This window comes from Paenibacillus chitinolyticus (assembly GCF_045038035.1).
Lineage (GTDB): Bacteria > Bacillota > Bacilli > Paenibacillales > NBRC-103111 > Paenibacillus_F > Paenibacillus_F chitinolyticus_A.
The window spans coordinates 5,676,059-5,701,753 of record NZ_CP173427.1 but is presented as its reverse complement, the minus strand read 5'-3'; the positions used below and the strand labels follow the sequence as shown (position 1 = coordinate 5,701,753).

At 54.7% G+C, this 25,695-nt stretch carries 14 protein-coding genes; 6 read left to right on the top strand and 8 right to left on the bottom strand.

The window, feature by feature from the left end; translation table 11 throughout:
- Positions 1-208: 208 nt before the first annotated feature.
- Both uvrB and uvrA read left to right on the top strand, forming a co-directional pair.
- Positions 209-2,206, top strand: a complete 1,998-nt coding sequence (uvrB, locus tag ACI48J_RS25740) for an excinuclease ABC subunit UvrB (protein ID WP_326050697.1) — start codon at positions 209-211, stop codon at positions 2,204-2,206.
- A gap of 468 nt (positions 2,207-2,674) precedes the next feature.
- On the top strand, positions 2,675-5,566 hold the full coding sequence (gene uvrA, locus ACI48J_RS25735) for an excinuclease ABC subunit UvrA (protein WP_405080851.1): 2,892 nt from the start codon (positions 2,675-2,677) through the stop codon (positions 5,564-5,566).
- 152 nt (positions 5,567-5,718) lie between these two features.
- Here uvrA and ACI48J_RS25730 read toward each other — a convergent pair whose 3' ends face one another.
- Entirely contained in the window at positions 5,719-7,335 is a 1,617-nt protein-coding gene (locus ACI48J_RS25730; protein WP_405080850.1) for a nitrite/sulfite reductase, read from the bottom strand.
- A gap of 305 nt (positions 7,336-7,640) precedes the next feature.
- On the opposite strand from ACI48J_RS25730, the gene ACI48J_RS25725 reads away from it, so the two are divergent.
- Complete coding sequence (locus ACI48J_RS25725; protein WP_326050701.1) at positions 7,641-7,841, top strand: DUF2759 family protein; 201 nt, start codon at positions 7,641-7,643, stop codon at positions 7,839-7,841.
- 78 nt (positions 7,842-7,919) lie between these two features.
- Here ACI48J_RS25725 and ACI48J_RS25720 read toward each other — a convergent pair whose 3' ends face one another.
- From ACI48J_RS25720 to ACI48J_RS25695, 6 genes are all read right to left on the bottom strand, one after another.
- Positions 7,920-8,888: a sugar phosphate isomerase/epimerase gene (locus ACI48J_RS25720; protein ID WP_009677027.1), complete on the bottom strand. Its 969-nt coding sequence runs from the start codon at positions 8,886-8,888 to the stop codon at positions 7,920-7,922.
- 157 nt (positions 8,889-9,045) lie between these two features.
- Positions 9,046-10,197: an MBOAT family O-acyltransferase gene (locus tag ACI48J_RS25715; RefSeq protein ID WP_405080848.1), complete on the bottom strand. Its 1,152-nt coding sequence runs from the start codon at positions 10,195-10,197 to the stop codon at positions 9,046-9,048.
- Between the two features lie 150 nt (positions 10,198-10,347).
- Positions 10,348-11,253, bottom strand: a complete 906-nt coding sequence (locus ACI48J_RS25710; protein ID WP_405080847.1) for a hypothetical protein — start codon at positions 11,251-11,253, stop codon at positions 10,348-10,350.
- Between the two features lie 11 nt (positions 11,254-11,264).
- A complete protein-coding gene (locus ACI48J_RS25705) occupies positions 11,265-12,458 on the bottom strand; it encodes a hypothetical protein (protein WP_405080845.1) in 1,194 nt (397 codons plus the stop codon).
- Between the two features lie 4 nt (positions 12,459-12,462).
- Positions 12,463-12,714, bottom strand: a complete 252-nt coding sequence (locus tag ACI48J_RS25700; protein ID WP_009677019.1) for an acyl carrier protein — start codon at positions 12,712-12,714, stop codon at positions 12,463-12,465.
- A 123-nt stretch (positions 12,715-12,837) separates the two neighbouring features.
- Positions 12,838-16,059 (bottom strand): FG-GAP-like repeat-containing protein, encoded by a 3,222-nt coding sequence (locus ACI48J_RS25695; RefSeq protein WP_405080844.1) that lies wholly within the window; start codon positions 16,057-16,059, stop codon positions 12,838-12,840.
- Between the two features lie 178 nt (positions 16,060-16,237).
- Between ACI48J_RS25695 and ACI48J_RS25690 the strand changes: the two genes are divergently transcribed.
- Positions 16,238-18,382 carry a methyl-accepting chemotaxis protein gene (locus ACI48J_RS25690; protein ID WP_326057152.1) on the top strand — a complete coding sequence of 715 codons (2,145 nt, stop codon included), beginning with the start codon at positions 16,238-16,240 and terminating at the stop codon, positions 18,380-18,382.
- Positions 18,383-18,544: 162 nt separating this feature from the next.
- Here the strand turns inward: ACI48J_RS25690 and ACI48J_RS25685 are convergent, their stop codons facing one another.
- Entirely contained in the window at positions 18,545-19,930 is a 1,386-nt protein-coding gene (locus tag ACI48J_RS25685) for a glycine--tRNA ligase (protein WP_009677029.1), read from the bottom strand.
- Positions 19,931-20,741: 811 nt separating this feature from the next.
- Between ACI48J_RS25685 and ACI48J_RS25680 the strand changes: the two genes are divergently transcribed.
- A complete protein-coding gene (locus tag ACI48J_RS25680; RefSeq protein ID WP_405080843.1) occupies positions 20,742-22,814 on the top strand; it encodes a glycosyl hydrolase family 18 protein in 2,073 nt (690 codons plus the stop codon).
- Between the two features lie 180 nt (positions 22,815-22,994).
- The gene (locus ACI48J_RS25675; protein ID WP_405080842.1) at positions 22,995-25,661 is read left to right on the top strand and encodes a DUF3656 domain-containing protein; all 2,667 of its coding nucleotides are present in this window, start codon (positions 22,995-22,997) and stop codon (positions 25,659-25,661) included.
- Positions 25,662-25,695 lie beyond the last annotated feature (34 nt).

The window sequence follows — 25,695 nt, the reverse complement described above, 5'->3', positions numbered from 1 at the left end:
TATTTGCAACCGGATCATAAAAAGAGTATAATTATACGGGAACACATATTCTTATTTCCGGCAGCCCGAATATCTCCGTTGTAGGTAAGTATATATGTTCTATATCGGAGCAAGACGGGTAAAAGTTTATAGGTATAAAGACAGGGCATACGGGGTGCAAGCCGCCGCGTGCTTTTAAATTTGACTACCTGACGGTGGGTGATAAATTTTGAGTGAAATAATCAAGAGCACGAACAAGTTTGAACTCGTATCGGATTTTTCTCCTCAGGGAGACCAGCCTGCTGCGATCCAAGAGCTCGTCAAAAGCATACAGAACGGGACGAGGCACCAGACACTTTTGGGTGCAACGGGTACGGGAAAGACGTTTACGGCGGCTCAGGTCATTGCCCAGCTAAACCGTCCGACCCTCATTATTGCGCACAATAAAACACTGGCGGCTCAGCTTTGCAGCGAGTTCCAGGAGTTTTTTCCGAACAACGCCGTATCTTATTTCGTCAGTTACTACGATTACTATCAGCCGGAGGCTTATATAGCTTCTTCGGATACGTATATAGAGAAAGACTCGAGCATTAATGAAGAAATCGACAAGCTCCGCCATTCGGCGACGAGTTCTTTGTTTGAACGCAGAGACGTCATCATCATCGCGAGCGTGTCGTGTATTTACGGCCTCGGTTCACCTGCGGAATACGGATCGCTTCTGCTGTCGCTGCGCACCGGAATGGAGAAGTCCCGCAACGAGATTCTTCACCGGCTTGTGGACATCCAGTACCAGCGCAACGATATGAACTTCGTGCGCGGCACATTCCGTGTCCGGGGGGATGTCATTGAGATTTTCCCGGCCTCCCGAAGTGAACAGGCTGTCCGTGTGGAACTGTTCGGAGACGAGATCGAGCGGATCACCGAAATCGACGTGCTTACGGGCGAGATTCTGGGTGAACGCGATCATATCGCGATTTTTCCGGCGTCTCACTTCGTAACGAAAGAGGATACGATGAAGCGTGCGCTGGTGAACATCGAGCGCGAGCTGGAGGAGCGGCTTGAGGAACTGCGCGGCAAGGGCAAGCTGCTCGAAGCGCAGAGACTGGAACAGAGAACGCGCTACGACATCGAAATGATGGCGGAGATGGGCTTCTGCTCCGGGATCGAGAACTATTCCGGGCCATTGACGTTCCGCGAACGCGGGGCGACGCCTTATACGCTTCTCGATTATTTCCCGGACGACATGCTGGTGATGGTCGACGAGTCCCACGTGACGCTGCCCCAGATCCGTGCGATGTACAACGGGGACCGGGCGCGCAAGGAAGTGCTGGTCGAGCACGGATTCCGTCTACCGTCCGCGCTGGATAACCGTCCTCTGCAATTTGAGGAGTTCGAGCGCAAAGTGAATCAGATCGTTTATATCTCGGCAACGCCGGGGCCATACGAGCTGGAACACTGTCCGGAGATGGTTCAGCAGATTATCCGCCCAACCGGACTGCTTGATCCGATCATTGAAGTGAGGCCGACCAAAGGTCAGATCGACGACCTCATCGGCGAGATTCAAGACCGGATCGCCAAGGACGAGCGTGTTCTCGTGACGACCCTCACGAAGAAGATGTCCGAGGATTTAACGGATTACTTCAAGGAAATCGGCATCAAGGTGCGTTATCTGCATTCCGATATTAAGACTTTGGAGAGGATGCAGATCCTACGCGACCTGCGGCTCGGTACCTTCCACGTTCTTGTGGGAATCAACCTGCTCAGGGAGGGGCTTGATTTGCCGGAAGTTTCGCTGGTGGCTATTCTGGATGCCGACAAAGAAGGCTTCCTCCGCGCGGAACGTTCGCTGATCCAGACGATCGGCCGGGCGGCGCGGAATGCGGATGGACGCGTAATTATGTACGGCGATAAAATTACGGATTCCATGGATAAGGCGATTAAGGAAACCGAACGCCGCCGGACCATACAGGAAGCCTACAACATAGAGCACGGGATAACCCCGCAAACCATTGCCAAGAAGATTCGCGACGTAATCGAGGCGACGAAGGTCGCCGAAGAGAAGACGGAATACCTGGCAGAAGTGAAGACAGGCAAAATGTCGAAGAAAGATCGCGCCGCGGTAATCGAACGTCTCGAGGCAGAGATGAAAGATGCGGCGAAGAGTTTGCAATTTGAGAGAGCTGCGGAATTGCGCGATGCTCTTCTTGAACTGAAAGCGGAAGGTTAGGATAGCGACGATGCGGCACAGACAGGCAGGAGAACAGAAAGGGATCCTGCCTGTCTGTCTGCTTATATCCGGCCCAATCCGGGCATAACTGGTACTAAGCGAGGCAAGCATGGTAAATAGAGTACCTGCACCCTTATAGTTGTGGATGACAGTTGCACAACTGATAGATTATCGTATATATTGACGTATATACGTTTTTGGCTAATATTTAATGGGACCCGCGTCCAAGCGACAGCTGGACGAAGGGTTTTGCTCATAGATATCTTTTTGGTGTGAATCTGTTCTGCTATATTCGAAGAGTCGGTATGTAGAAGCCGGAACAGACCATAGAGACTGGATTTTGAAGTGTGTGGAGTATCAAAGAGATTAACTAACAGGAAGCTCAGCCTTAGAACCCGGGAAGGAACCTTTCAGATGTTCCGGGGAAAGGACTGGACGGCCTGCGAATAGAGAGGGTGTACGTACAAGGTGGCCAGAGAAAACATAGTCATTAAAGGGGCACGGGCACACAATCTGAAAAACATTGATGTGACCATTCCGCGCGACAAGTTCGTCGTGCTTACGGGACTCAGCGGTTCCGGGAAGTCGTCCCTGGCCTTCGATACCATTTATGCGGAAGGACAGCGCCGTTACGTTGAATCGCTGTCTGCTTATGCGCGGCAATTTTTGGGACAAATGGACAAGCCGGACGTCGATTCCATCGAAGGGCTTTCACCGGCGATCTCGATCGACCAGAAGACCACCAGCCGGAATCCCCGTTCTACGGTTGGAACCGTTACGGAGATTTACGATTACCTGCGTCTTCTCTTCGCGCGTATCGGGAAACCGCACTGCCCCGTACACGGCATTGAGATTACTTCCCAGACGGTCGAACAAATGGTCGACCGGGTGATGGAATATCCGGAACGGACGAAGCTGCAAATCCTGGCTCCCCTTGTTTCCGGACGGAAAGGCGAGCACACCAAGCTGCTGGCCGATATTCAGAAGCAGGGCTTTGTCCGCGTGCGTGTTAACGGAGAAATCATGGATCTCTCCGACAAGATTACGCTGGAGAAGAACAAAAAGCACAACATTGAAGTCGTTGTTGACCGTATCGTCGTTAAAGACGATGTTCAAAGCCGGTTGGCGGATTCCCTAGAGACGGCGCTGAAGCTGTCCGAAGGCCGCATTATCGTCGATATTATCGACCAGGAAGAACTGCTCTTCAGCCAGAATTTAGCCTGCCCGGAGTGCGGGTTCAGCATTGATGAATTGTCTCCGCGTATGTTTTCCTTCAACAGCCCGTTCGGAGCCTGCCCGGAGTGTGACGGTCTCGGCAGCCAGATGATTGTAGATCCGGATCTTCTGGTGTCTGATCCGAACAAGACGATCAACCAGGGAGCTTTTGAAGCTTGGGCGGGAAGCACATCCACTTACTACCCTCAATTCCTGGCGGCCGTTTGCAGCCACTACCAGATTCCGATGGATGTTCCGGTGTCGGAACTGAGCCAAGAGCAGTTCAAAATCATTCTGTATGGCACAGACGGACAGCGTGTCCGCTTCCGTTATCAGAATGAATTCGGAACCGTCAAGGACGCTTACGTGCCGTTTGAGGGCATCGTAAGGAATTTGGAGCGCCGTTATCGCGACACTTTCTCGGATGGAATCCGGGAACACATTGAGGCGTACATGAGCTCCAAGCCATGTCCGAAATGTAAAGGACAGCGGCTTAAACCGGAAACCCTTGCCGTAACGGTAGGGGGAACCAACATTGCCCATGCGACAGAGCTCTCTATCGGAGGCGCTCAGAACTGGTTTGAGGATCTGGATGGAGGACTGTCCGAGAAAGAGCGGACCATCGCCCACCTGATTCTTAAAGAAATCAAAGCACGCCTAGGATTTCTGGTAAATGTAGGACTGGATTACTTGACTCTGCACCGGGCAGCGGGAACGTTATCCGGGGGCGAGGCCCAGCGTATCCGGCTTGCTACCCAAATCGGGTCATCGCTGATGGGTGTCCTCTACATTCTGGACGAGCCGAGTATCGGTCTCCACCAGCGTGATAATACACGCCTGATTCAGACGCTGGAGCATATGAGAAATCTGGGCAACACGCTGATCGTTGTGGAACATGACGAAGACACTATGATGGCTTCCGATTATATCATCGATATCGGTCCGGGTGCGGGTATTCACGGCGGACAAATCATCGCTCAAGGTACGCCGGAAGAGATCATGAACAATGACAACTCCCTGACGGGCCAGTATTTGAGCGGTAAAAAATTCATTCCGATTCCGGCGGAACGGCGCAAGCCGAACGGAAAATGGCTCGAGATTAAAGGAGCCAAGGAAAATAACCTGCGCAACGTAAGCGTGAAATTCCCGCTGGGTGTATTTACGTGCGTAACGGGCGTATCGGGATCGGGTAAAAGTACCTTGATTAACGAGATCCTGTATAAGACACTGGCACGCGATCTTAACAAAGCCAAAGTGCGTCCGGGTCTGTACCGTGAAATGAAGGGTCTGGAGCACGTGGACAAGGTAATTGATATCGATCAATCGCCAATCGGACGGACGCCCCGTTCCAACCCGGCAACGTATACGGGAGTCTTCGATGATATCCGGGATCTCTTTGCTTCCACGACGGAAGCGAAAATCCGTGGTTATAAGAAGGGCCGTTTCAGCTTTAACGTGAAGGGCGGACGCTGCGAGGCATGCAGAGGCGACGGGATTATCAAAATCGAGATGCACTTCCTTCCGGACGTCTATGTGCCGTGTGAAGTCTGCAAAGGCAAACGATATAACCGTGAAACGCTTGAAGTCAACTATAAAGGCAAAAGCATCTCCGATATCCTGGATATGACGATAGAAGATGCTTGCGGATTCTTTGAGAATATACCGCGGATTCACCGCAAGCTTTATACCCTTCTCGATGTAGGCTTGGGTTACATGAAGCTCGGACAGCCCGGAACGACTTTGTCCGGGGGGGAAGCCCAGCGTGTGAAGCTGGCGGCGGAGCTTTACCGCCGCAGTACAGGCAAGACGATCTATATCCTGGATGAGCCGACAACGGGTCTGCATATTCACGATATCGACCGGCTGCTGAAAGTGCTTCACCGTCTAGTTGAGAACGGCGATTCGGTTCTGGTTATCGAGCATAACCTGGACGTAATCAAAACAGCCGACTATTTGATCGATCTGGGCCCAGAGGGAGGCAGCCGCGGCGGTGAAATCGTCGCAGCCGGTACTCCGGAAGCCGTCGTCAAGGTCGAAGGCTCCTATACCGGCCAATACCTCAAGCCGGTATTGGACCGTGACCGCAAGCGTTCGGACGACTACGCCGAGCGCGCGAAGGAACTGCTGGAGGACGCGGTCAGCTAAGGCAAGCGTACTCTTAGGCACCTTGCCTCGAAGCAAAAAGGAAGCAGGAACAAAGCGGCGATTCGCTTTGCTCCTGCTTCTTTTGCGTTGGGTGGCAAGTAAATAAAGAAAAACGGGCAGGATCACTTTGGGACGATCCTGCCCGTTTCGAATTAAGAAGCTACCGTAAGGATTTCCGTCAATTTCGCCTGGAATGCAGGTGCACCTACGCGAAGGAAGAATTGATGGAACGTTTCCTCGGGGCTGCGATTTTCCTTGTAGAAACGGATAAGCTCGGCGAGCACCGGGCCTACATCGTCTCCTTTAACACGGCCTTTCAGTCCGGTGTTAAACTGGGCGCCGGGGCCGAGGATACCGCCGACCGCGATATCGAACGCATCTACCGGGCCATCCGGCGTTTTAACGAGCGTACCCTGCAAGCCGATGTCCGCGATTTGCTTCTGGCCGCAGGCGTTCGGGCAGCCGATGAAATGGATGCGGACTTCTTCGTCCAGGTCCACACTGGCGTCCAGGTACTCGGCAACGCGGCGTGCGCGTTCTTTGGTTTCGACGATCGCCAGGTTGCAGAATTCGTTGCCTGTGCACGATACCGTCCGGCTCATGAAGCGTTTCGGGAACGGCGTCAGACGCTGCAGCACCGTTTCCTGAAGAACGTCGTCCACCCGGTCGTTCGGGATATCGGATAGAATGATGTTCTGGGACATGGTCGTGCGGATCGTGCCTTGGCCGTACTGGTCCGAGATGCGGGCCAGCTCGCGCAGCTCTTCCGCATTGAGACGGCCTACCGGAACGTTCAAGCCGATGTAGCTGTAGCCATCCTGCTTTTGAGGGTGAACGCCGTCAAAATATGCGGCTGTCCAGCCGACGACTTTCTCCTCTCCGCGGGTCGGCATAGGTCCGGTCAGCTCGATGAGCTTCGCCAGGAATTTCTCCGGGCCCCAATCGGCCACGAGAAATTTCAGGCGCGCATGATGGCGCTTCTCGCGATAGCCGAAGTCACGGAAAATAACCGTGACCGCGGTAGCGACTTTCAGCACCTCTTCCGGACGCACGAAGAGGTCAAGCTGCTTGGCCAGATGGGGCTTTGCGGAAAGACCGCCGCCGACCCAAGCGTGGAAGCCGAGTACTTCTTCTCCGTCAATGATTTTAACGGCCGGTGTAAAACCGAGGCAGTTAATTTCGGCATGTGCGGAGTTATAGACGTTGCTGGAAATCGACATTTTATATTTACGCGGCAGATTGGAGAAATCCTTGTTCATCAGGAAGAAATCGTTTACTTCATTTACCAGGGCAGTCGTGTCCATAAGCTCGTCGGGATCGATACCTGCCAGCGGATTGCCGACAATCGTACGTGGGCAGTCGCCGCAAGCTTCATAAGAATAAAGGCCGACTTCTTCCAGCCTTTTGAAGATATCGGGAAGGTTCTCAACGGTCAACCAGTGGAACTGGATCGCCTGACGCGTGGTGACGTCAACCAGATTCCGTCCGTAATCTTCCGCAATGCCGGCGAGAGCACGAGCTTGAGCGCTGGTCAATACGCCGGAGTTGATGCGGACGCGCATCATAAAATGGCCGTCCTTGGGCTTCTGCTGATAAACACCGGCCCATTTGAACAAATTCATATCGTCTTCAGGAATGGAATCGTATCCTTCCAGAGCATACTTTTCAATAATGGTACGAATCACATCGAGTCCGTCTTTTTGAAGCTTGACGAGTTCCATCTTGTTCAGCTTCGACGTGTCTTGAGCCCAGATCGGTTGATAAGCCATGTGTGGGACCTCCCTTTTTATACGTAATTCCGATAGAAAAAGTGTGATATAGGATAGGTTGATCGTATCATATTTAGGTCAGGGCGTAAATCCGTACAGGGCAAAAGCTGGTATAAACAATTATTATGAAAGAGACAGGTTTTGTTTATAATTACCCTCCCTATTCATAGAAATGAATAAATCGTGACAAACTTGTTAACATCAAGACTAGGGCCTTGCATCTTCACTCCGATAGAGCTAACATAGAGAGTAAAAGGCTATTTCGTTAAGTTACCTGGTTGGATAAATGAAGGAGGTCTCTCACAATGTTATTTGCAGAAGAGGCAGCACAAGCATCCAGTTTTTCCGGATTCGATCCATTTGTGATCATTTTTACGATCCTGATCGCAATCGGTCTGGTCCGTCTGTTCGCGGCCAAAAGAAAAAACGTTTTCGCGATCGCATTTGCGTTGGTTAGCTTGGTTGTATTCCTTTTCATGGATGTCGTCATGATCAAAGGCTGGTAACAAGCTGCCGCTTACAAATATGCAGCGCATGAAGAAAAGCCCCTTATCTTCCGATAAGAGGCTTTTCTTTTTGTTTAGTTACACCCACCACATGTCGCCGAGCGGTTCTTTGATAAGAATTTGCTGCAGGTTCTCGACGGCTTTCGTGAAGCCTTCGTTAACCGACATCAGCCCGTCTTCGTGCTCAATGCTCACGACGTAGTCGTAACCGACCAGACGCAGGGCGCTGATGATATCCGCCCATGTCTTCATATCGTGGCCGTAGCCGACGGTACGGAACTGCCAAGCGCGATCCAGCATAAGCGAGTAGGACTGCATATCCGTGATGCCGTGCTTATTCACGTTGATCGGATCGATCGAAGTATCCTTGGCATGGAAATGATGGATCGCATTTTCACGGCCGAGAATTTGAACGGCTTGAACCGGGTCGATCCCCTGCCACCACATGTGGCTCGGATCCAGGTTCGCGCCGATTACTTCACCGGCCGCTTCACGCAGACGGAGCAGGGTGCCCGGTGTATGAACGGAGAAACCGCCGTGCAGCTCAAGGGCGATTTTCACGCCGCGGTCCGAAGCGAATTTACCGGTTTCGGTCCAGTAAGGGATAACTTTATTCGTCCACTGCCAGTCGAGAATCTCCTGGAAATCGTTCGGCCAGGGAGCTACGGGCCAGTTCGGATATTTGGCATCCTCGTGATCGCCCGGGCAGCCGGAAAATCCGTTTACGACAGGGACTTCAAGCTTTTCAGCCAGTTCTAGCGTACGGATAAAATCGTCGTGGAACTGTTTGGCTACCGCCTTTTGAGGATGAAGCGGGTTACCGTGGCAGCTGAGCGCGGAAATCGTCAGGCCGCGGGAGTCGAACGCATGTTTAAATGCCTTTAGCTTGCTTTCGTCGGCAAGCAGTTCTTCGGGCTTGCAGTGAGCATTGCCCGGGTAACCGCCGGTACCGATTTCAACGGCTTCAAGGCCTTTTTCTGCAATGTAATCGAGTGCTTCTTCTAGAGGTTTTTGTCCGAAAAGGACGGCAAACACGCCTAGTTTCATTTTTGTACACCTCCACGGATTATAAAAAGAACGCGCGTACACTCATTATATCACCGCTTTGCCCGGAAATGAAGCGGGCCGCGGAAACAAGTTCCGCCAGGGAAACCCGGCCTGCTTCATTTCCGAAAAATAAAAAGGTCTTCCCATCTGCCTCCCATTAAAAGGGGAGATGGAAAAGACCTTTGTAAATGCGCATAACCACGTCGGGGTTATTCAAATTAATGATAATGGCAGCGACGACAAGAGCTTGGGTCAGCAGGCATCGCATGTAGAAGTAAGGCTTGGAAACCTTTCTGCGGATGACGGTCGTCTTGCCAAGCAGGTTCTCGATCGCGATAATGACCCCGTGATAAACCCCGTAAATCAGAAACAGCCACGAGAAGCCGTGCCACAGTCCCATCAGCGTCATAATGAAGATCGAAAGACCGGCGGTCATGAGCTTGGATGGCGTTTTGCGGGAAAAGAAAATGAAGATATGATCGCGGAACCAATCTCCCAAGGTGGCATGCCAATTGCGCCAAAACTGAGTAAGAGTGGGAGAGAGGAACGGTTTCTTGAAGTTTTCGGGAATCGTGAAGCCCATCAGACGGCCGAAGCCGACGGCGATATCCGAATAGCCCGAGAAGTCCATGTAAATCATCAGGTAGAACCAGATCATCAAGAAAAGGCTCTGATGGGTATGAAGCTCCTGGTCCATCACTTTGTTGAACAGATCGGTCATCCAGACGACCACGACGACTTTTTTGAAAAGGCCCAAAATAATCCGCTTGACGCCCGCCTCAAACTGGGGGGCATCCACTTTGTACGGCACTTTCACATCGGCCATGAAATCCCGGAACTTTAAGATCGGTCCCGAAGTAAAAGTGGGGACGAACAAAATATAGTTCACGTAGTCGATAACCTTGGCTTGGCCGTCTTTGCCGAAGAAATAAGCGAAATACAGCGCATCGATAATTTTTAGAACGTTGAACATGATGCCGAGAGTCATCACGCCGTCTGCCAGGAGTGAAACCGAGCCCTGCTTGCCGAGCATGTGAAACAGGATTACGGCGCCTATGTTGGCGAGAATGAACAGCGCGAACGCGAATTTCTGCCAGACGGGCGTACGGCACAAATAGACGAAGAATATATAATTAAGCAGCGTATAGGCGATATAGAACGCAAACAGTTTGCCGCTCCACAGAAAAAGAAAGCCGAGGTTGAACAGCAGCATCAGGATGCGTTTGTTCTGCGGCCACTTTCTCGTCGCCATCAGCACGAACACCATGCCGCACATGGCGAGCAGCGCGTTCATGTTCAAATAAAACATAACAGGACTCCTTCAACGGACGGAGAATGAGTGGGTCGATACATAAGCGGACAGGTAAAGCCCCAAGAGGCTGGAGCTAAAACCCTTCGTAAATAAACAAACCTTGCCCGGTAAAATAAACGAGCACCAAATAAAGCATTCCTACATAAATCAGGATTTCGAAGGTTTTCTTAAAGAAAGCAGCCATTCGTCAACCTCCTTCGTAAACAGGGGAGCCCCTTCCTCCCGGTTAAGGTGTACGAGGTCGTGAAAGTACTTGGGCTCGTAGCGGTCCATGAGATCAAGCACGGGAACGTCCGCGGCTTTAAGACGCGCATTCACTTCCTGTTTCATGGCAGCGGTGTAAGGAGGCTTTGCGTGATCCTGGCGGAACGGCATCCAAACGACGCGGAGCGGGACCCCTTTCTCCCGGCTGTAACCCAGTATCCACTGGAGCGCGTCCAGATTGTCCCGCATGTCCTTGAGCGTCATCCAGTTGTAATCCTTCTCGTACCGGGCCCAGCTTTTGGTCATCGCCTCTTCTGTAGCGTAACCGTGATAAAGTTCCTTGTCGATCCAGCGGGGCTCATAAGCGAGACTCCCCCGAAAAGCCAGATTGCGGACCAGTTCCTTACCCGCATCCAGAAAGTCCGCCCGGTACGCGTATACGTACGGTTTGTACCAAGGCTTGTTCCACGGAAACCGGTAGTCGGTTTCCATTTTGTCCAGCAGCGTATGCACATCGATTCCGATTACCAGCTCATCTTTCACGGTGTACAGGCCGCGCTGAAGAATCTGCTGCAAATCCGTCAGCTTCCCGTAGGATAAGCCCATTTCGACCAGCTTGGCTGCCGACTTCTCCTCGATATAAGCCCCCGTAACGGAGGAATTGCCGTAAAATACGGCTCCGCTGCGCGACCAGCCGTGATGGTAGAGCGTCTTCGTAAAGTCGTCCTTGCCGAACCGGCGGCTCGTCTCCAGAGGATTCCACCACATGACGAGAGCTTCAGCGACCACAAAAATAAGAAGCAGCCCCAGAACGAAGCTGTTCTTCTTGAAAAAAGCGAGTATGTTCACACGATCACTCTTTATAGGGATTTTTGTTGCCAAACATGGTACTGCTCACGGAAAGACGCCGGCCAGTCGGCTTCATCCATGCCGTATTGAGCAAGGAATGCGAACGCCCAGCGCTCGATGCCGAATCCTACGCAGCCGGTAACGGCGGCACGTTTGCCTACTTTGATGTCGAAGGCGTTGCCGAAAGTGTTGCTGTGGAAGTTTACGGAACTGCAGGCGATGGACTTGTCCAGATAAGGAATCGTCAAACGCAACTCGTATTTCATCTCCTGGTTGCGCTGGAAGGACGCTTTTACCTGAAAATCGTTGGTGAAAAACGGATCGTTCGCAATTTCAAGCAAGCTGTCCACTTCCCACTCTACGGCAAGCTCTTTAATGTATTCGATGGATTTCAGGCGATTTTCCTTCACGAAATCCGGTTTTCCCACAAAAATAATTTCCCGCATCGAGAAATCGAGCAGGCGGCCGAAATCGGTGTGGTTCTTAGACTCGAACCGGTGACACTTCGCGACAGCCGTTACTACGATTCCGTCTCCTTCGAGAGTCTCACCCTGCAGGCCTTCATAGCAGTGGTAGCACGTGGACGGGTTCATCGTAAATTTCGGCTTCGGCATGGTGGCGTTCAGATCGAGCGGAAGCTCGTCCTTCCAGCCGCCGGTAGCACGGATTGAGTCGGAGAAGGATTCGATCACATCCAAATCTTCGCGCAGGTGCGTGAGGAAATGGATGTGCTCCGGAAACGAAGTGAAGTGATTCGTTTTGTTCAAGGTCTCGGAGTGAATCACGGCCGGGTAAGACTCTTCCTTCACCTGGAAGCGGTTCGCAATCTTCGTAACGAACGAATAGTCGAGAAAGCGCATGAGAGAGGAGAACGGCTCGCGGAAAATAAACAGGCCCGGCTCCAGCACCTTAATGCTCTTGCTTTCCACGAGTTCGCGGATAATGTCGCCGCTGTATGGAACGGAAACTTCGTTGCGGAACAGGACGTTTTCTTTAAAGCCGAAGTCGCCCTTGGAGAAGCGTTCGATAAGACGCTCAACACGTTCGCGAATCGCCTCGTCGCCGTTCGGGGACGTATGAACAATCCGGAGATAGCCGTCTTCGAGGGAAATTTCCTGAATGTGCTCATCCACGAAAGCGGATGCGTATTTAACCTGTCCGTGCTGGCTTTCGGAAAGCCGTTCCAGCGATATTTTGCATTCCATGGTGTTACCTCCCGGTTTTCGTGGAAATGAATTGAGCGATCTCGCGAACGGTGTTCATCGGGTACAGCATAAGATCCTGGTTCGTCACTTGAATGCCGTACGTTTGCTCGATATGAGCGATCAGCGCCGTGGCGCCCATCGAGTCGATAAAGCCGTAATCGAACAGATGAACGTCTACGCCGAAATCGTCGTCGTCTTCTTCAATCTCATAACGGCTTCTGATGTGTTCTTCCAGCTGCTTTATGATTTCTTCCATAGTCAGTCGGGCCTCCCAGGCAGGAATAGATTGGTGTAAAGAAGGCGTACAGCCGGATGGGCCGTAGGAACGGCAGGCACCGGCTGTACTCGGGAGCGGGACGGCGTTAACCGGCCCCTCCGGTTATTTTTTAAGAGACAGGCTTATGGTCGTCTTATCTCCGTAACGCGTAAGTGTATACATGCCGGTTGCCGCATCCTGTTCAAGCTTGATATCTGCCGGATTTCCCGGTATCGTCAGCCCGGACGGGCTGTAGATCTTGATTTGCTGCAGACCGGCCGCCTGCAAATTGAGCTTCCAGGCGCCGCTCTCGCGGGTATCCAGCTCGAACGGCACATTGGCACGGACAATGTGAGCTTCCCCGGCAGGCTTGCCGATATGAAGCTGCGCCTCGCGGGCAAGGCCAAGGTACAGCTTGCCGCCGCGTTCGGTGTATACGTCGGACTTGGCGGCAAGGGAGTAAGGCGCGTATTTCTCGCCTTTTTCCACCACCACGCCAGGCGTATTGGCGTACTCGGCCGCCTGTTTCGGCACGGCGGACGTATCCGCCCCGATCGTGAGAGACAGATGAAGGCCTTTGCCGGAAATGCGGTCTTTCACTTCATCCATGATATAGTCGGCCCAGGTGCGCTTCACGGTAACCTGTGTTGTCAAGGTAGTCAGGAAGGAACGGGCCATTTGGGTTTCCGTCATAAAGTTATAATCGTACTGATTCCGAATGTCATCGAGGAAGGAAGCGAATTCCTCCAGCTCCCCTACGCGAGCAGGGAAGTGATACTCGATGTGTTCGAAATAATCAATGGGCATATCGCGCTTGATATAAGAATCGTAAATATCGACCGTAGAGCTTTCGCCCGTTTTGCGAAGCACCGGAGCCGGCGTGTAAATCAGCATAGGCTGACCGCTGCCGCTCTTGTCCTTCGTCAGCAGGAAAGGAAGCCCCCAGATGTAATCCGTACCGAGCCGGGGCTCCGTAGGCGTGTGAGACGGCGTGAAGCCGAAGTTGAACCAGATTCCCTGCTCGTTCTCGTTACGAAGCGTCTGGAGCCGGTCCGGGAAATTGATCCGCCAGGTGTGCTGGTTCGTTCCGGTCATTGTCCAAGGGAGGCCGAGCTTCTCGAACGCCTGTTTGTGCAGAGCGATCTCCTGCTTCTCCTGGGCGTCGCTGACGAAATTGTGCACATAAATGTGCGGATACAATTCGAGATGATTCTGCTTCGTATACTGCAGGAACTCCTGCAGTTCCGCCTTGTAAGGGAAGGCCGGCGAATCAACCGGAACGGGCGAGCCGAACTCCAGCTGTCCGACGATCAGGTCTACGACACCGTCGTGATTCACATCGTGCCAGACCGGCACGGAGTTGTGCCCGCCGACCAGGGCGTTCGTGCCCATCTGATTCAGCGTGGCGCCGTTTACGCTTCCCTGGGCGGTGAAGGTTCCGCCGCTTTCCTGGCGGAACACGCGCAGATCCCCCTCGTTGCTGCCGACAACGAGGTCCGCCCGGCCGTCGCCGTCCATGTCACGGACGGACGGCGCGGCGTACTTGGCGCCGACGTCCGCGACTACGGCGCCGGCGGAGAGGCGCAGCGCGCCTGCCTGCGGCGCGCGGTACACCCGGACCTTGCCGTCGGCGTCTCCGACGATCAGGTCCGGAAAGCCTTGGCCGCGGAGATCTCCCGCGGCCGCGAGAGCCGGTCCGGGCACCTTGATAGGCCCGGACGGGTCCTGCAGGGCGGTTGGCGTTGCGAACCGCCCGCCGCCTTGGCCGAGCGCGATCTGCACGGCCCCGGTGGCATCGCTGACGAGAAGGTCGATCTTCCCATCGGCGTTCCAGTCCACCGCATGCACGGAAGCATGCGGACCGGTTTTGAGCGGCTGGCCATTCGTCAGCAGCAGCTTTTCCGGCTTGCCGTACACATCCGGCAGCTTGAGGCCGCCCGGTGCGGGATCGCGCTCGTAAGCTTCCGGCTTCGGCCCGAGGTTCGGATACACGTAGACGTATCCGTCGCTGCTGCCGGCGAGAAGGGCTTCCTTCCCGTCCCCGTTGATGTCCGCGAACGCCGGTACGAGCCGGTACGGGCCTTCTACGGGATCGGCCAGCGATTTGTAGTCCGGATACTCCGCCAAGCGTATGGCGCCTTCCTCGGACTGCAGATGCATGCCGCTGCTGTAGTAGGAAGCGGGCGATTCCCCGCTGAACTGCGGCTTCTCGTTGGATCCGCCGTTCAGGTGGACGGAGACGCTCTCTTTCCACTGTCCCCAATAGAAGGCGGAGCGGACCAGCGAGAAGGACGGGATCTGATTGTACTTCTTCGTCAGCTCCGCCCATTGGATCGCTTCCTTGTCCTTGAACGCCGGCATGGCCTCGAAATGGTTCTGGTAGGACATGGCCGGACGCCCGTAAGGCCCGAGTACTTTGGTCACGCTGTACCCGAAGGTTTCCTTGGACACGTAAGTGACAAATTCCGTGCGGAACTGGGCGTTGGCCGCCGAGAAAGCGAAGTTGAAGTAGGGCTCCAGCTTCAGGTCTTTCTTGTCGAAATAGGCGGTGCCCGGTTTCAGGCTCCGCTGCTGATCGTACTTGGCGGCCAGGCTGCCGAACCCCTGCGCGGGGTCCATGCCGCTTTGAAGATCGTAGCCCGTAATAAAGTACCGGTTAGGCAGGAAGGTGCTGCTCAGGAGTACCGTTCCTTTGCCGACCTTATTGACGGCGACGAGCGCTTGTCCGTTCAGCGTAACCAGCGGCTGCGCCGTTGAAGGATCAAGGCCGTAGCCCCAATAGAAGCCCGGAAGATTTTCCATCGTTTCCCGTTTGAAGAAATTATCGCTGAAAAGTTTGATGACTTCCTGCATGCCTTGAGCGTTCACCGGCACGGCCGGATATTGAAACTGCGGTTTGGCCTGCGGCGGCGCTATGAGCTGCGTCTGATAGGCTCCCAGAAAATCGGCGGGAAACTTGCTTGCGAACGCATTGTCGAGAAGCAAATGCCCTCCGTTTTGCACATAGTCCTGGAGCTTCTGGATGTATCCGTTGTCGGGTATGTTTGCGAGCTCCGGATCCGGCACGACCGCATCGTACGATTGCAGCTTGCGGGCCGACACTTCATCCATCGGCTTCCGTTCAAGCTCCAGATTCGCCGCCAGCGACTGCCGGAACTGTTCGAATGCCGCCGTATCATAGCGATCGCCGCCGGTTGCGTACAGCAGGCGGACCTGCTCTTTCTTCCCTGTGAGGAAGGCTGCCGCTCCGACTGCCAGGAGAAGGGCGGCCAGGCAAAATACCGCTATGGCGGTTCTTTTTTTCGACAAATTCATCCCTCGATTTTTGTATATGATCCTTGCCATTATAGCACTTCTCCCTCCGTTTGTTAACTTTGGGGGCGGCTGCGCCGCGGTTCCGCGCATTCGTCGAATCCGAAAAATTTTGCCGAAAAATAGGTTCATAATTAAAACCCCAAGCGCCGATATATACAAAAGGTGAATATTTACAATACAAAATCATTCTGACAAATGGGGAGTTGCTATGAGTAACAAGTGGAGTGAGAAAGCAGCCGGAGGCTGGCGGAGCGCGGTCAAAAAGATACAGAACCTTGCGCCTAACAAGTCTGCGGCGGGCGGCCCTTCCGGCCCGGGAAGAGCAGGCACTTCGGTTCCCGTGCTTAAAGCCGTAGGAACGAAGCTGTTCGTCATCTTTTTTCTCAGTATTCTGATCGCCGTTCTGATTGTGGGAACGCTGTCTTATCAGACTTCCAGAAGCGTCGTGGAAGAAGAAGTGTCGAAAGCGGCTCAGCAAACCGTAATCCAGACGGGGGAAAAACTCGATTTTCTCTTCCGAACTTACGAGAAGATGTCGCTGGATATCATGATCGACAAAACGGTCGGGGCTTCGGTGGACCAGCTTGCTCGTCCGAATATATCCGATTCAGATATCGCCATCGCCCGGATGAACTTGGACAGCAACCTCAAAAAGTACTCGCAAACGGATGAGAATCTGGCGGGCATTTACATTATTCCGGTCACGGAAAAAGGGGTTCCTACCGGTTACGGTCAGGAAAAGCTGATTCAGGAGAATGCCGCTCTCATTAAGAGCGTGAAGGATGGAGACGGTAAGGCCGTCTGGTTCGATTCGAAAATCAACGGCTATTTTACACAGCTTTCCTTCCCTACATTCGGTGTCGCGCGTGTAATGAAGAACGATTACGGACAAGGGAATTATATGGTCCTGCTTGAGATTAAGACGGACTATCTCTACAACCAGCTTTCCAGCGTCCACGTCGGACAAACGGGCAGGATCGAAGCGATGAATGCCAAACAGCAGCTGATGGTGACCGAGAAAGCCGACATGATCGGCAAGGAAGTACAGGTTAAACTGGAAGGCCAGCTGCAGGATCAGGGGCGCACGAAGGCGGATGTGAACGGGGAACAGAATCTGATCGTTTATACAAAAAGCAAACAGACGGGATGGCTCATCTACGGCTTTGCGCCGCTCGATGAAATTACGGAAAAGGCGAACGGTATTTTCGTACTGACCGTCTGGGTGGCGATTATTTCCGCCTTGCTCGCCGTCGTGGTCGGCTGGCTGATGAGCCGCATGATCGGTAAACCGCTGGTCGAGCTGGGGCATCTGATGAACGAAGGGGAGAAGGGCAACCTGGCGGTACGCACTCTCTTCACGCAACGTCAGGATGAGATCGGCCAAGTTGGCAAGAGCTTTAACGGCATGATGAGCAAAATCACGGATCTCGTCAATCAGTCGAACCGTTCGGCGGACAGCGTGCTCGAAACGGCGCGGGAGCTTACGGACGCATCCAAGAAAACCGCGCTTTCGGCGCGAGAAATCGCGACGGCTACGGAAGATATCGCCGGAGGGGCGACAAGCCTGGCGGTTGCGGCTGAGAACGGAAACGATCTGACTTCGAAAATTTCCGAGCAGATGAAATACGTCATCGAGAAAAACATCCGCATGTCTATCGCCACTTCCGAAGTGCAGCAGATGAGCGAGCGGGGCATCGAGCAGATGGATGAGCTGACGCAGAAAACCCTGCAAAGCGAGCAGATGACCCACTCTCTCGTAGACCGGGTCGATACGCTCAAGCAGAGCACCAGCTCCATCCGCAAAATTCTGGATGTGCTTACGAAAATCACCGCGCAGACGAATATTTTGTCGTTGAACGCGAGTATTGAAGCGGCGCGCGCCGGAGCGGCGGGCAAGGGGTTCATGGTTGTTGCCGGTGAGATCCGCAATCTGGCGGACCAATCCAGAGAATCGATCGTGAATGTAGCCCAGATCACCGAGGAAATTCAGCGCGAGATGGACGCTACGGTAGAAGCGCTGTCGGCCGCTTATCCGCTGTTCCGCGAACAGACGGAGTCGGTGAAGGAGGCGAACCAGATGTTCTCTTCCGTGAAAAACGAGATGGACAATCTGCTCATCCAGTTGGATGAGGTCTCGACTTCCATCAATGATCTGAACGAGTCCCAGATGACGCTTGCCGATGCGATGGCCAACGTGAGTGCCGTTGCGGAGCAATCTTCCGCGACAAGCGAAGAAGTCGCTTCTCTGAGCAGCGAGCAGCAGAGCGTGAGCGAAGGGCTGGTACGCCTGTCCGGTAAGCTGGAGGACGTTTCCAGCCAGTTGAGCGAATCGCTGACGAAGTTCAAGGTGTAGGACCGGATTGGTAAACCGCATAGCAAAAAGCCCGGCCGACGCAGCATCCTGCGATGGCCGGGCTTTTCATGTAGGAAGCCCCTTGAGGGGCGGGGCGCAGCCTTTTTCGATTCAGGCTGTATTCCGCTCCATAAGGGGCTTTTTAGTCAGCTCCATGCTGTCTTAGAACTGAATTTTGCTTTCGATGAACGCCTTCAGCTCGCTGATCGGCATCCGGGTTTGCTCCATCGTGTCGCGGTCGCGCACGGTAACTTGGCCGTCCTGTTCGGACTCGAAGTCGTACGTGATGCAGAACGGCGTGCCGATCTCATCGTGACGGCGGTAACGCTTGCCGATGGAGCCGGTGTCGTCGTAATCGACCATGAAGCTTTTGGCCAGGTCGGAGAAGATCGCCTGCGCGCCTTCGGACAGCTTCTTGGAAAGCGGGAAGATCGCCGCTTTGAAAGGAGCAAGCGCCGGGTGAAGGTGAAGCACGGTACGGCTGTCGTCGCCTTCCAGCTTCTGCTCTTCGAAGGCATCGATCAGGAAGGCCAGCGTGACGCGGTCGGCGCCGAGCGAAGGCTCGATGCAGTACGGCACGTATTTCTCGTTGCCCGCTTCCTGATCCACATAGTTGAAATCTTCGCCGGAGTGTTCCATATGCTGCTTCAGGTCGTAATCGGTGCGGTCGGCGATGCCCCAGAGCTCGCCCCAGCCGAACGGGAAGCGGTACTCGATATCCGTCGTGGCGTTGCTGTAGTGGGACAGCTCATCATCGGAGTGGTCGCGCAGACGGATGCTGGCTTCTTTCACGCCGAGATTCAAGAGCCAGTCGCGGCAGTATGCGCGCCAGTATTCGAACCATTTCATGTCCTCGCCCGGTTTGCAGAAGAATTCAAGCTCCATCTGTTCAAACTCGCGCGTACGGAAGGTGAAGTTGCCCGGCGTGATTTCGTTCCGGAAGCTTTTGCCGATTTGGCCGATACCGAACGGAAGCTTTTTGCGCATGGTGCGCTGTACGTTCTTGAAATTCACGAAAATACCCTGCGCCGTTTCCGGACGCATGTAAACGACGTTGGAGCTGGACTCCGTTACGCCCTGGAACGTCTTGAACATCAGGTTGAACTGACGGATGTCCGTGAAATCGCGGCTGCCGCAATCCGGACAAGCGATCTCGTGTTCGTCCATCAGAGCTTTCATCTGATCGAAGGACAAGCCGTCCACCACGAGCTCGATGCCTTTGGCATCCAAAGCGTTTTCGATGATTTTATCCGCGCGGTGGCGGGCTTTGCACTGTTTGCAGTCGATCATCGGGTCGTTGAAGTTGCCGACGTGGCCGGATGCGACCCAAGCTTGCGGGTTCATCAGGATAGCGGCGTCCAGACCGACGTTGTACGGAGACTCCTGGACGAATTTTTTCCACCAGGCGCGCTTCACGTTGTTTTTCAGTTCTACGCCGAGAGGGCCGTAATCCCACGTGTTGGCCAGGCCGCCGTAAATTTCGGAACCCGGGAAAATAAAACCTCTGTGCTTGGCCAGAGCTACGATTTGATCCATGTTGACGCTCATTTTTGTTCGCTCCTTTGCGTATTTCGGGAATGGGTAAAACATGATGCAAGCCAAATCGCCTGATCGCTGCCCGGGTCATGGGAATTTCCGTCTGGGCAAACTCCGCAGATCCGTACGGAGCCCTCCGCCGCCCAATCGAAAAAGCCCCCAATCCCACAGGCATCCGATATGCCTAGGGACGAGAGCTTGAGCACCCGCGGTTCCACCCTAGTTGATGCTCCGCCCGGCTATCCGCCGTTCCCCGTCATTCCGTGCCCGTCCGGCACTTGCTCATCGGACAAAGGATCGGATTGCGGCGAATGGCGCCTGGCTGGCGCATCCCCTTTCTTTCCGCACGCGGCTCCGGACTGCCGTTTCGCTGATTCCTCGCCCGGGCTTCCACCATTCCCGGATCGCTGATTCGAAGGAAATTCAGGTACTATTGGTCCTTCACGGCCGCATCGTATGCAGTTGGGAATAGTTTACCTAAGTTGCGTGAAAAAATCAATGCGGCAGATGCGCAGCCGGGGCGGTAAAATATTTTTCTGGAAATGGAAGGAAATAAATGTTGAGAGTCGAACTGTTTAGGTATTAAGAGAACTGCGGCGATAAAACTGACCCGGACGCATGCATCCGCAGATGCACATTTTGCAGCCTGTAAGTTAAAGCCATTTAACTTTTACAGGCGACTCGAAGGAGGAGATAAACGAAAGAAAACGGGCTGATGAGCGAGATACGAACGAAAGTATAGGGCCGCCTGCGCCCCCTTGCGGGTACCCGGGCTGTCCGGAGATTGGAAAGTTTCCTAAATATGAAGGGAGAGAATTAACGAATGAATGCAAAAGCAAAAAGAGGATTAGCGTTCGCTCTTGTCGTCCTGCTGCTGCTCGTATCCTTGCCGCTGACCGCTTTGGGCGCGTCGGACTGGGCGCCGGGAACGGCCTACAAGAAGGGTGACATCGTCAGCTACAGCGGAACGCTCTATGAATGTGTGCAGCCGCATACGGCACTGCAAGGCTGGGAACCGCCGAACGTACCAGCCCTTTGGAAGAAATCGACGGCCGCTCCGGACACTCAGGCGCCAACTGCGCCTACGGGCTTGAAAGCGGGAACCGTAACGGGGAATTCCGTCGCACTCAGTTGGACGGCTTCTACCGATAATGTTGGTGTAAGCGGTTACGACGTGTATAACGGCACGACTCTGGCCGGTACGTCCACGACGACCGCTTATACGGTAACCGGCCTGCAGCCGAACACGTCCTACACGTTTACCGTGAAGGCAAAAGACGCGGCCGGCAACGTATCTGCGGCCAGCGCGGCGGTAACGGTTACGACGGCAGCCCCGGATACGCAGGCGCCGACCGCGCCGACTAATTTGAAGGCCGGAAATGTAACCGCTAACAGTGTGGCGCTCAGCTGGACGGCTTCTACCGACAACGTCGGGGTAGCAAGCTATGACGTGTACAACGGCACCGCGCTTGCGGGCTCCACGTCTTCGACAAGCTACACGGTGACGGGCCTTCAGGCGAACACGGCGTATACGTTTACCGTAAAAGCCAAAGATGCGGCGGGCAACGTGTCCCCTGCGAGCGCGGCTGTATCGGCAACGACGACGACTCAGCCGACCGGAAGCAACGAGATTATCGGCTACTTCCCGAGCTGGACTTCGTATAACACGCCTTCTTTCACACCGGCCAATGTTGATCCGACTAAAGTGTCGGTGATCAACTACGCTTTCCTGGACATCTGCTGGAACGGCAGACACGGCAATCCGTCCAGCGATCCGGAAAACCCGAACGCGCAGACTTGGCCTTGCCAGGGAGGCAACGGCTCCGCCAATAACGCACCGAACGGTTCCATCGTCCTGGGCGATCCTTATGTCGATGATGTCGGCGAAGGCGGCGGCTACGAGAACCTGAAAAAACTGGCTCAGCTGAAAACGAAAAATCCGAAGCTGAAGCTGTTCTTCTCAGTCGGCGGATGGACTTGGTCCAACCAGTTCTCCAACACGGCTGCGGATGCGACAGCCCGCCAAAACTTTGCGACTTCGGCGGTTTCCCTGCTCCGCCAGTACAATTTTGACGGCATTGATATCGACTGGGAATATCCGAACGCCATCGGCGTACCGTGCGCTTCCGGTCAAACCTGCCAGCGCGCGGCGGATAAAGCCAACTACATCCTGCTGCTGCAAACCCTGCGCCAACAACTGGACACCGCCGGACAGAAGGACGGCAAGCAATACTATATCACGATCGCTTCCGGCGCTAATTCCACTTTCGTGGCGGATGCGGGCGGAACTTCGAACTGGATCAACCAAGCTGCGAACTATCTGGACTGGATCAACATCATGACTTACGATTTCCACGGTCCTTGGGATACTTCCAGCAATCACGTAGCACCGCTTTACAACGATCCGAGCGATCCGTCGGGCACTCCGCAGTTCAATGTGGATTCCGCCGTCAAAATCTACCTGAACAAAGGCGTTCCTGCCAGCAAAATCACGGTAGGCGAACCGTTCTACGGCTACGGCTGGAACGGCTGTAACGCGGGAGCCAAAGGCGACGGCTTGTATCAAAGCTGCTCCGGCTCCTCCAACACGGGTTCGGACGGCTCCACGTTCAACTTCTCGTACCTGCAGAACAAAGGCTACCTGACGAAAGACGCAAGCGGCAAATATACAGTGGGCGGCCTGGGCTTCACGCGTTACTGGAACGACGTGACCAAGACTCCTTACCTGTACAACCCGACGAGCAAAATTTTCATCACTTACGAGGACGAGGCTTCGATCCACGCGAAGAACGAATATGCGAAGTCCAAAGGGCTGCGCGGCGTCATGTTCTGGGAGCTGGAAGCCGACAGCAACAAAACGCTGCAAACGGTCGTTTCCAACGATCTGCCTCACTAAGCACTTATCCATTTGGAGATTCTTATAGGAAGAAAAGCGGGCGCTGTCTTACGACGGCGCTCTTTTTTTAATATTATGACAAAAAAAGGGCGCCGCGGGGGCTTTTGCGGGTTGCGGGCGAACATTCACAAAGGTACACTAGTTATGTTACCTGATTTGCACAATGAAAGGATATGAATCATGCGATCTTTACGCAGAGAAGATATAGAGCTTTTGGCTCCTGCCGGCGACTGGGATTGTCTGCGGGCGGCCGTAGCGAACGGCGCCAATGCGATTTTTTTCGGGGTTGAAAAATTCAATGCCCGCGCACGCGCGCACAATTTCAAGATGGATGAACTGTCCGACATTATGTCGTTTCTACATTTATATGGCGTCAAAGGCTTTTTGACGTTCAACATTCTCGTGTTTGAGGACGAGCTTCGCGATGCGAAAGAACTTATCGAGGCTTGCGTGGATGCGGGTGTGGACGCGGTAATCGTACAGGATCTGGGCCTGGTCAAAATGATCCGCGACATCTCCCCGGATTTCCCGATCCACGGATCGACGCAGATGACCATTACTTCGCCGGAAGCGGTGGAGTTTACAAAACCGTTCGATATCGAACGTGTCGTGCTCGGACGCGAAAACAACTTGAAGCAGATCAAAACGATCGGCGACCAGGCGAAGCTACCGATGGAAGTTTTCGTGCACGGTGCGCTGTGCGTTTCCTATTCGGGACAATGCCTGACATCCGAAATGTGGGGCGGACGCTCCGCCAACCGCGGAGAATGCGCCCAGGCCTGCCGGCTGCCGTATGACCTGATCGTCGACGGTGAGCCCAAGCCGATGGGGGACGTGGCTTACCTGCTGTCGCCCAAGGATTTGGCCGCTATCGAACTGGTTCCGCAGCTTATCGAAGCGGGCGTCACCTCGTTCAAGATCGAAGGGCGCCTGAAAAGTCCGGAGTATGTGGCCAACGTCGTGAGCAAGTACCGCCGGGCTATCGATGCGTATTTCGACGGGAAGGATGCGAAGCCGTCCAAGGAAGACATCCGTGAGCTCCAGCAGAGCTTCTCGCGCGGATTCACGAGCGGGTTCCTCGAAGGAACGAATAACAAGAAGCTCGTGGACGGCACGTTCCCCAAGAGCCGCGGCGTATTCCTCGGCCGCGTGAAGCAGGTTCTGCGCGATGCGGTCATTTGCGAGATTGAGGCGCCGCTCAAGCGCGGAGACGGGATCGTGTTCGATGCGGGCGACCCGACGAAGAAGGAAGAGGGCGGCCGCGTGTATGACTTGCGCCGCAAAGGAGTCAAGATGGAAGGCGAAGCCGAGGGCGGCCTGATCGAAATCGTACCGGGACGCAACGATGTCGATCTCGGACGCGTCCGCGTCGGAGACCGGATCTGGAAGACGAGCGATCCGGCGCTCGACAAGCGTCTGCGCCAAACGTACGAAACGGAGAAGCCGTACCGTACGTTCCCGGTTCACGTGCGCGTCACCGGGGCGGTGGGCCAGCCGCTGAAAAGCTGGTGGAGCGATCCTTCCTCGAGCCACAGTGTGTTCGTGGAAAGCGAAGCGCTGCTGGAAGCGGCCCTGAAGCGCCCTCTCGGCGAAGAGGTGCTGGCGGAGCAGCTGGGACGTCTCGGCGGCACGATCTTCGAGCTGGCCGGACTGGACGTCCAGCTCAGCGGAGACGTGATCGTCCCGATGCGCGAGCTGAACGCCCTGCGCCGCCGCGCCGTGGAGCTGCTCGAAGCCGAGCGCCAGAAGCCGCGCCGGTACATGAAGCGCGAGGTCGACGCTTACGCCGACGAGCAGTTGCTCCAGGCGCCGGTGAGCGCCGAAGAGCGCCGGGCAAGCGGCCGCGCGGATGCGGCTGCACAGCCGGCAGACCCTGCGCACACGGCTGACGCGGCGGACCGGGCCGCAGACGGCACCGGAGCCGCCCCTTCCGCCGGTGGGGGACAGGCCGTGCAGCCTTACGGCGTGCGCCTGACCGCGCTCTGCCGCGGCATCGAGCAGGTGCTTGCGGCCGTCGAAACCGACGTCGATATGATCTACGCCGATTTCGAGTTCATCAAGCAGTTCCCGGCCGCCGTGGAGGCCGCTCATGCCGCGGGCAAGAAGATTGCGCTGGCGACTCCGCGCATTCATATGCCCGGCGAGACCGGCTACTTCCGCAATATTTTGAAATTGCGGCCGGATGCGGTACTTATCCGGAACACCGGCGCGATGTACTTCTTCATGAAGTACCGCGCGGAGAACCCGGAGGAGTACCAGCCGGAGCTGATCGGCGATTTCTCGCTGAACATCGCCAACCACAAGACGGCTTCGCTCTTCGTAGAAGCCGGATGCTCCATGGTCACTCCGTCGTACGATCTGAATATCCAGCAGATGGTGGATATGCTGTCGCGCACGGATACGTCGAAGATGGAGATGGTGATCCAGCAGCACATGCCGATGTTCCACACGGAGCACTGCGTGTACTGCACGTTTATGAGCGAAGGCACCGATTTCACGAACTGCGGGCGTCCTTGCGAAGATCACCGCGCCTCCCTGCAGGACCGGATCGGCATGTCCCATCCGGTTCGCGTGGATGAAGGCTGCCGCAACACGGTCTACAACGCCATTGAGCAATCCGGGGCCGAGTACTTGAACCATTTCCTTGAGCTGGGCGTACGCTCTTACCGCGTCGAGTTCCTGGAGGAATCGCCGGAGAAGGTCAAGGAAGTGCTGGACCTGTACCGCCGTGCGATCCGGGGCAACATTACCGGCACGCAGGTATGGAAGACGCTCAAAGCGACTAATCAGCTCGGCGTTACCCGCGGTCAGCTTGTTAAATGGGGCCGCGTGGATACGATGGAATAAGCAACCGATCGGAACAAAGAAAGGCCTGCCGGCA

What these genes read in the sequence shown, in the direction of transcription:
- ACI48J_RS25695 (WP_405080844.1), bottom strand. Translation starts at nt 16,059, where the DNA reads ATGGCAAGGATCATATACAAAAATCGAGGGATGAATTTGTCGAAAAAA.
- ACI48J_RS25680 (WP_405080843.1), top strand. Translation starts at nt 20,742, where the DNA reads ATGAATGCAAAAGCAAAAAGAGGATTAGCGTTCGCTCTTGTCGTCCTG.
- ACI48J_RS25725 (WP_326050701.1), top strand. Translation starts at nt 7,641, where the DNA reads ATGTTATTTGCAGAAGAGGCAGCACAAGCATCCAGTTTTTCCGGATTC.
- ACI48J_RS25690 (WP_326057152.1), top strand. Translation starts at nt 16,238, where the DNA reads ATGAGTAACAAGTGGAGTGAGAAAGCAGCCGGAGGCTGGCGGAGCGCG.
- ACI48J_RS25685 (WP_009677029.1), bottom strand. Translation starts at nt 19,930, where the DNA reads ATGAGCGTCAACATGGATCAAATCGTAGCTCTGGCCAAGCACAGAGGT.
- ACI48J_RS25675 (WP_405080842.1), top strand. Translation starts at nt 22,995, where the DNA reads ATGCGATCTTTACGCAGAGAAGATATAGAGCTTTTGGCTCCTGCCGGC.
- ACI48J_RS25700 (WP_009677019.1), bottom strand. Translation starts at nt 12,714, where the DNA reads ATGGAAGAAATCATAAAGCAGCTGGAAGAACACATCAGAAGCCGTTAT.
- ACI48J_RS25720 (WP_009677027.1), bottom strand. Translation starts at nt 8,888, where the DNA reads ATGAAACTAGGCGTGTTTGCCGTCCTTTTCGGACAAAAACCTCTAGAA.
- ACI48J_RS25715 (WP_405080848.1), bottom strand. Translation starts at nt 10,197, where the DNA reads ATGTTTTATTTGAACATGAACGCGCTGCTCGCCATGTGCGGCATGGTG.
- ACI48J_RS25705 (WP_405080845.1), bottom strand. Translation starts at nt 12,458, where the DNA reads ATGGAATGCAAAATATCGCTGGAACGGCTTTCCGAAAGCCAGCACGGA.
- ACI48J_RS25730 (WP_405080850.1), bottom strand. Translation starts at nt 7,335, where the DNA reads ATGGCTTATCAACCGATCTGGGCTCAAGACACGTCGAAGCTGAACAAG.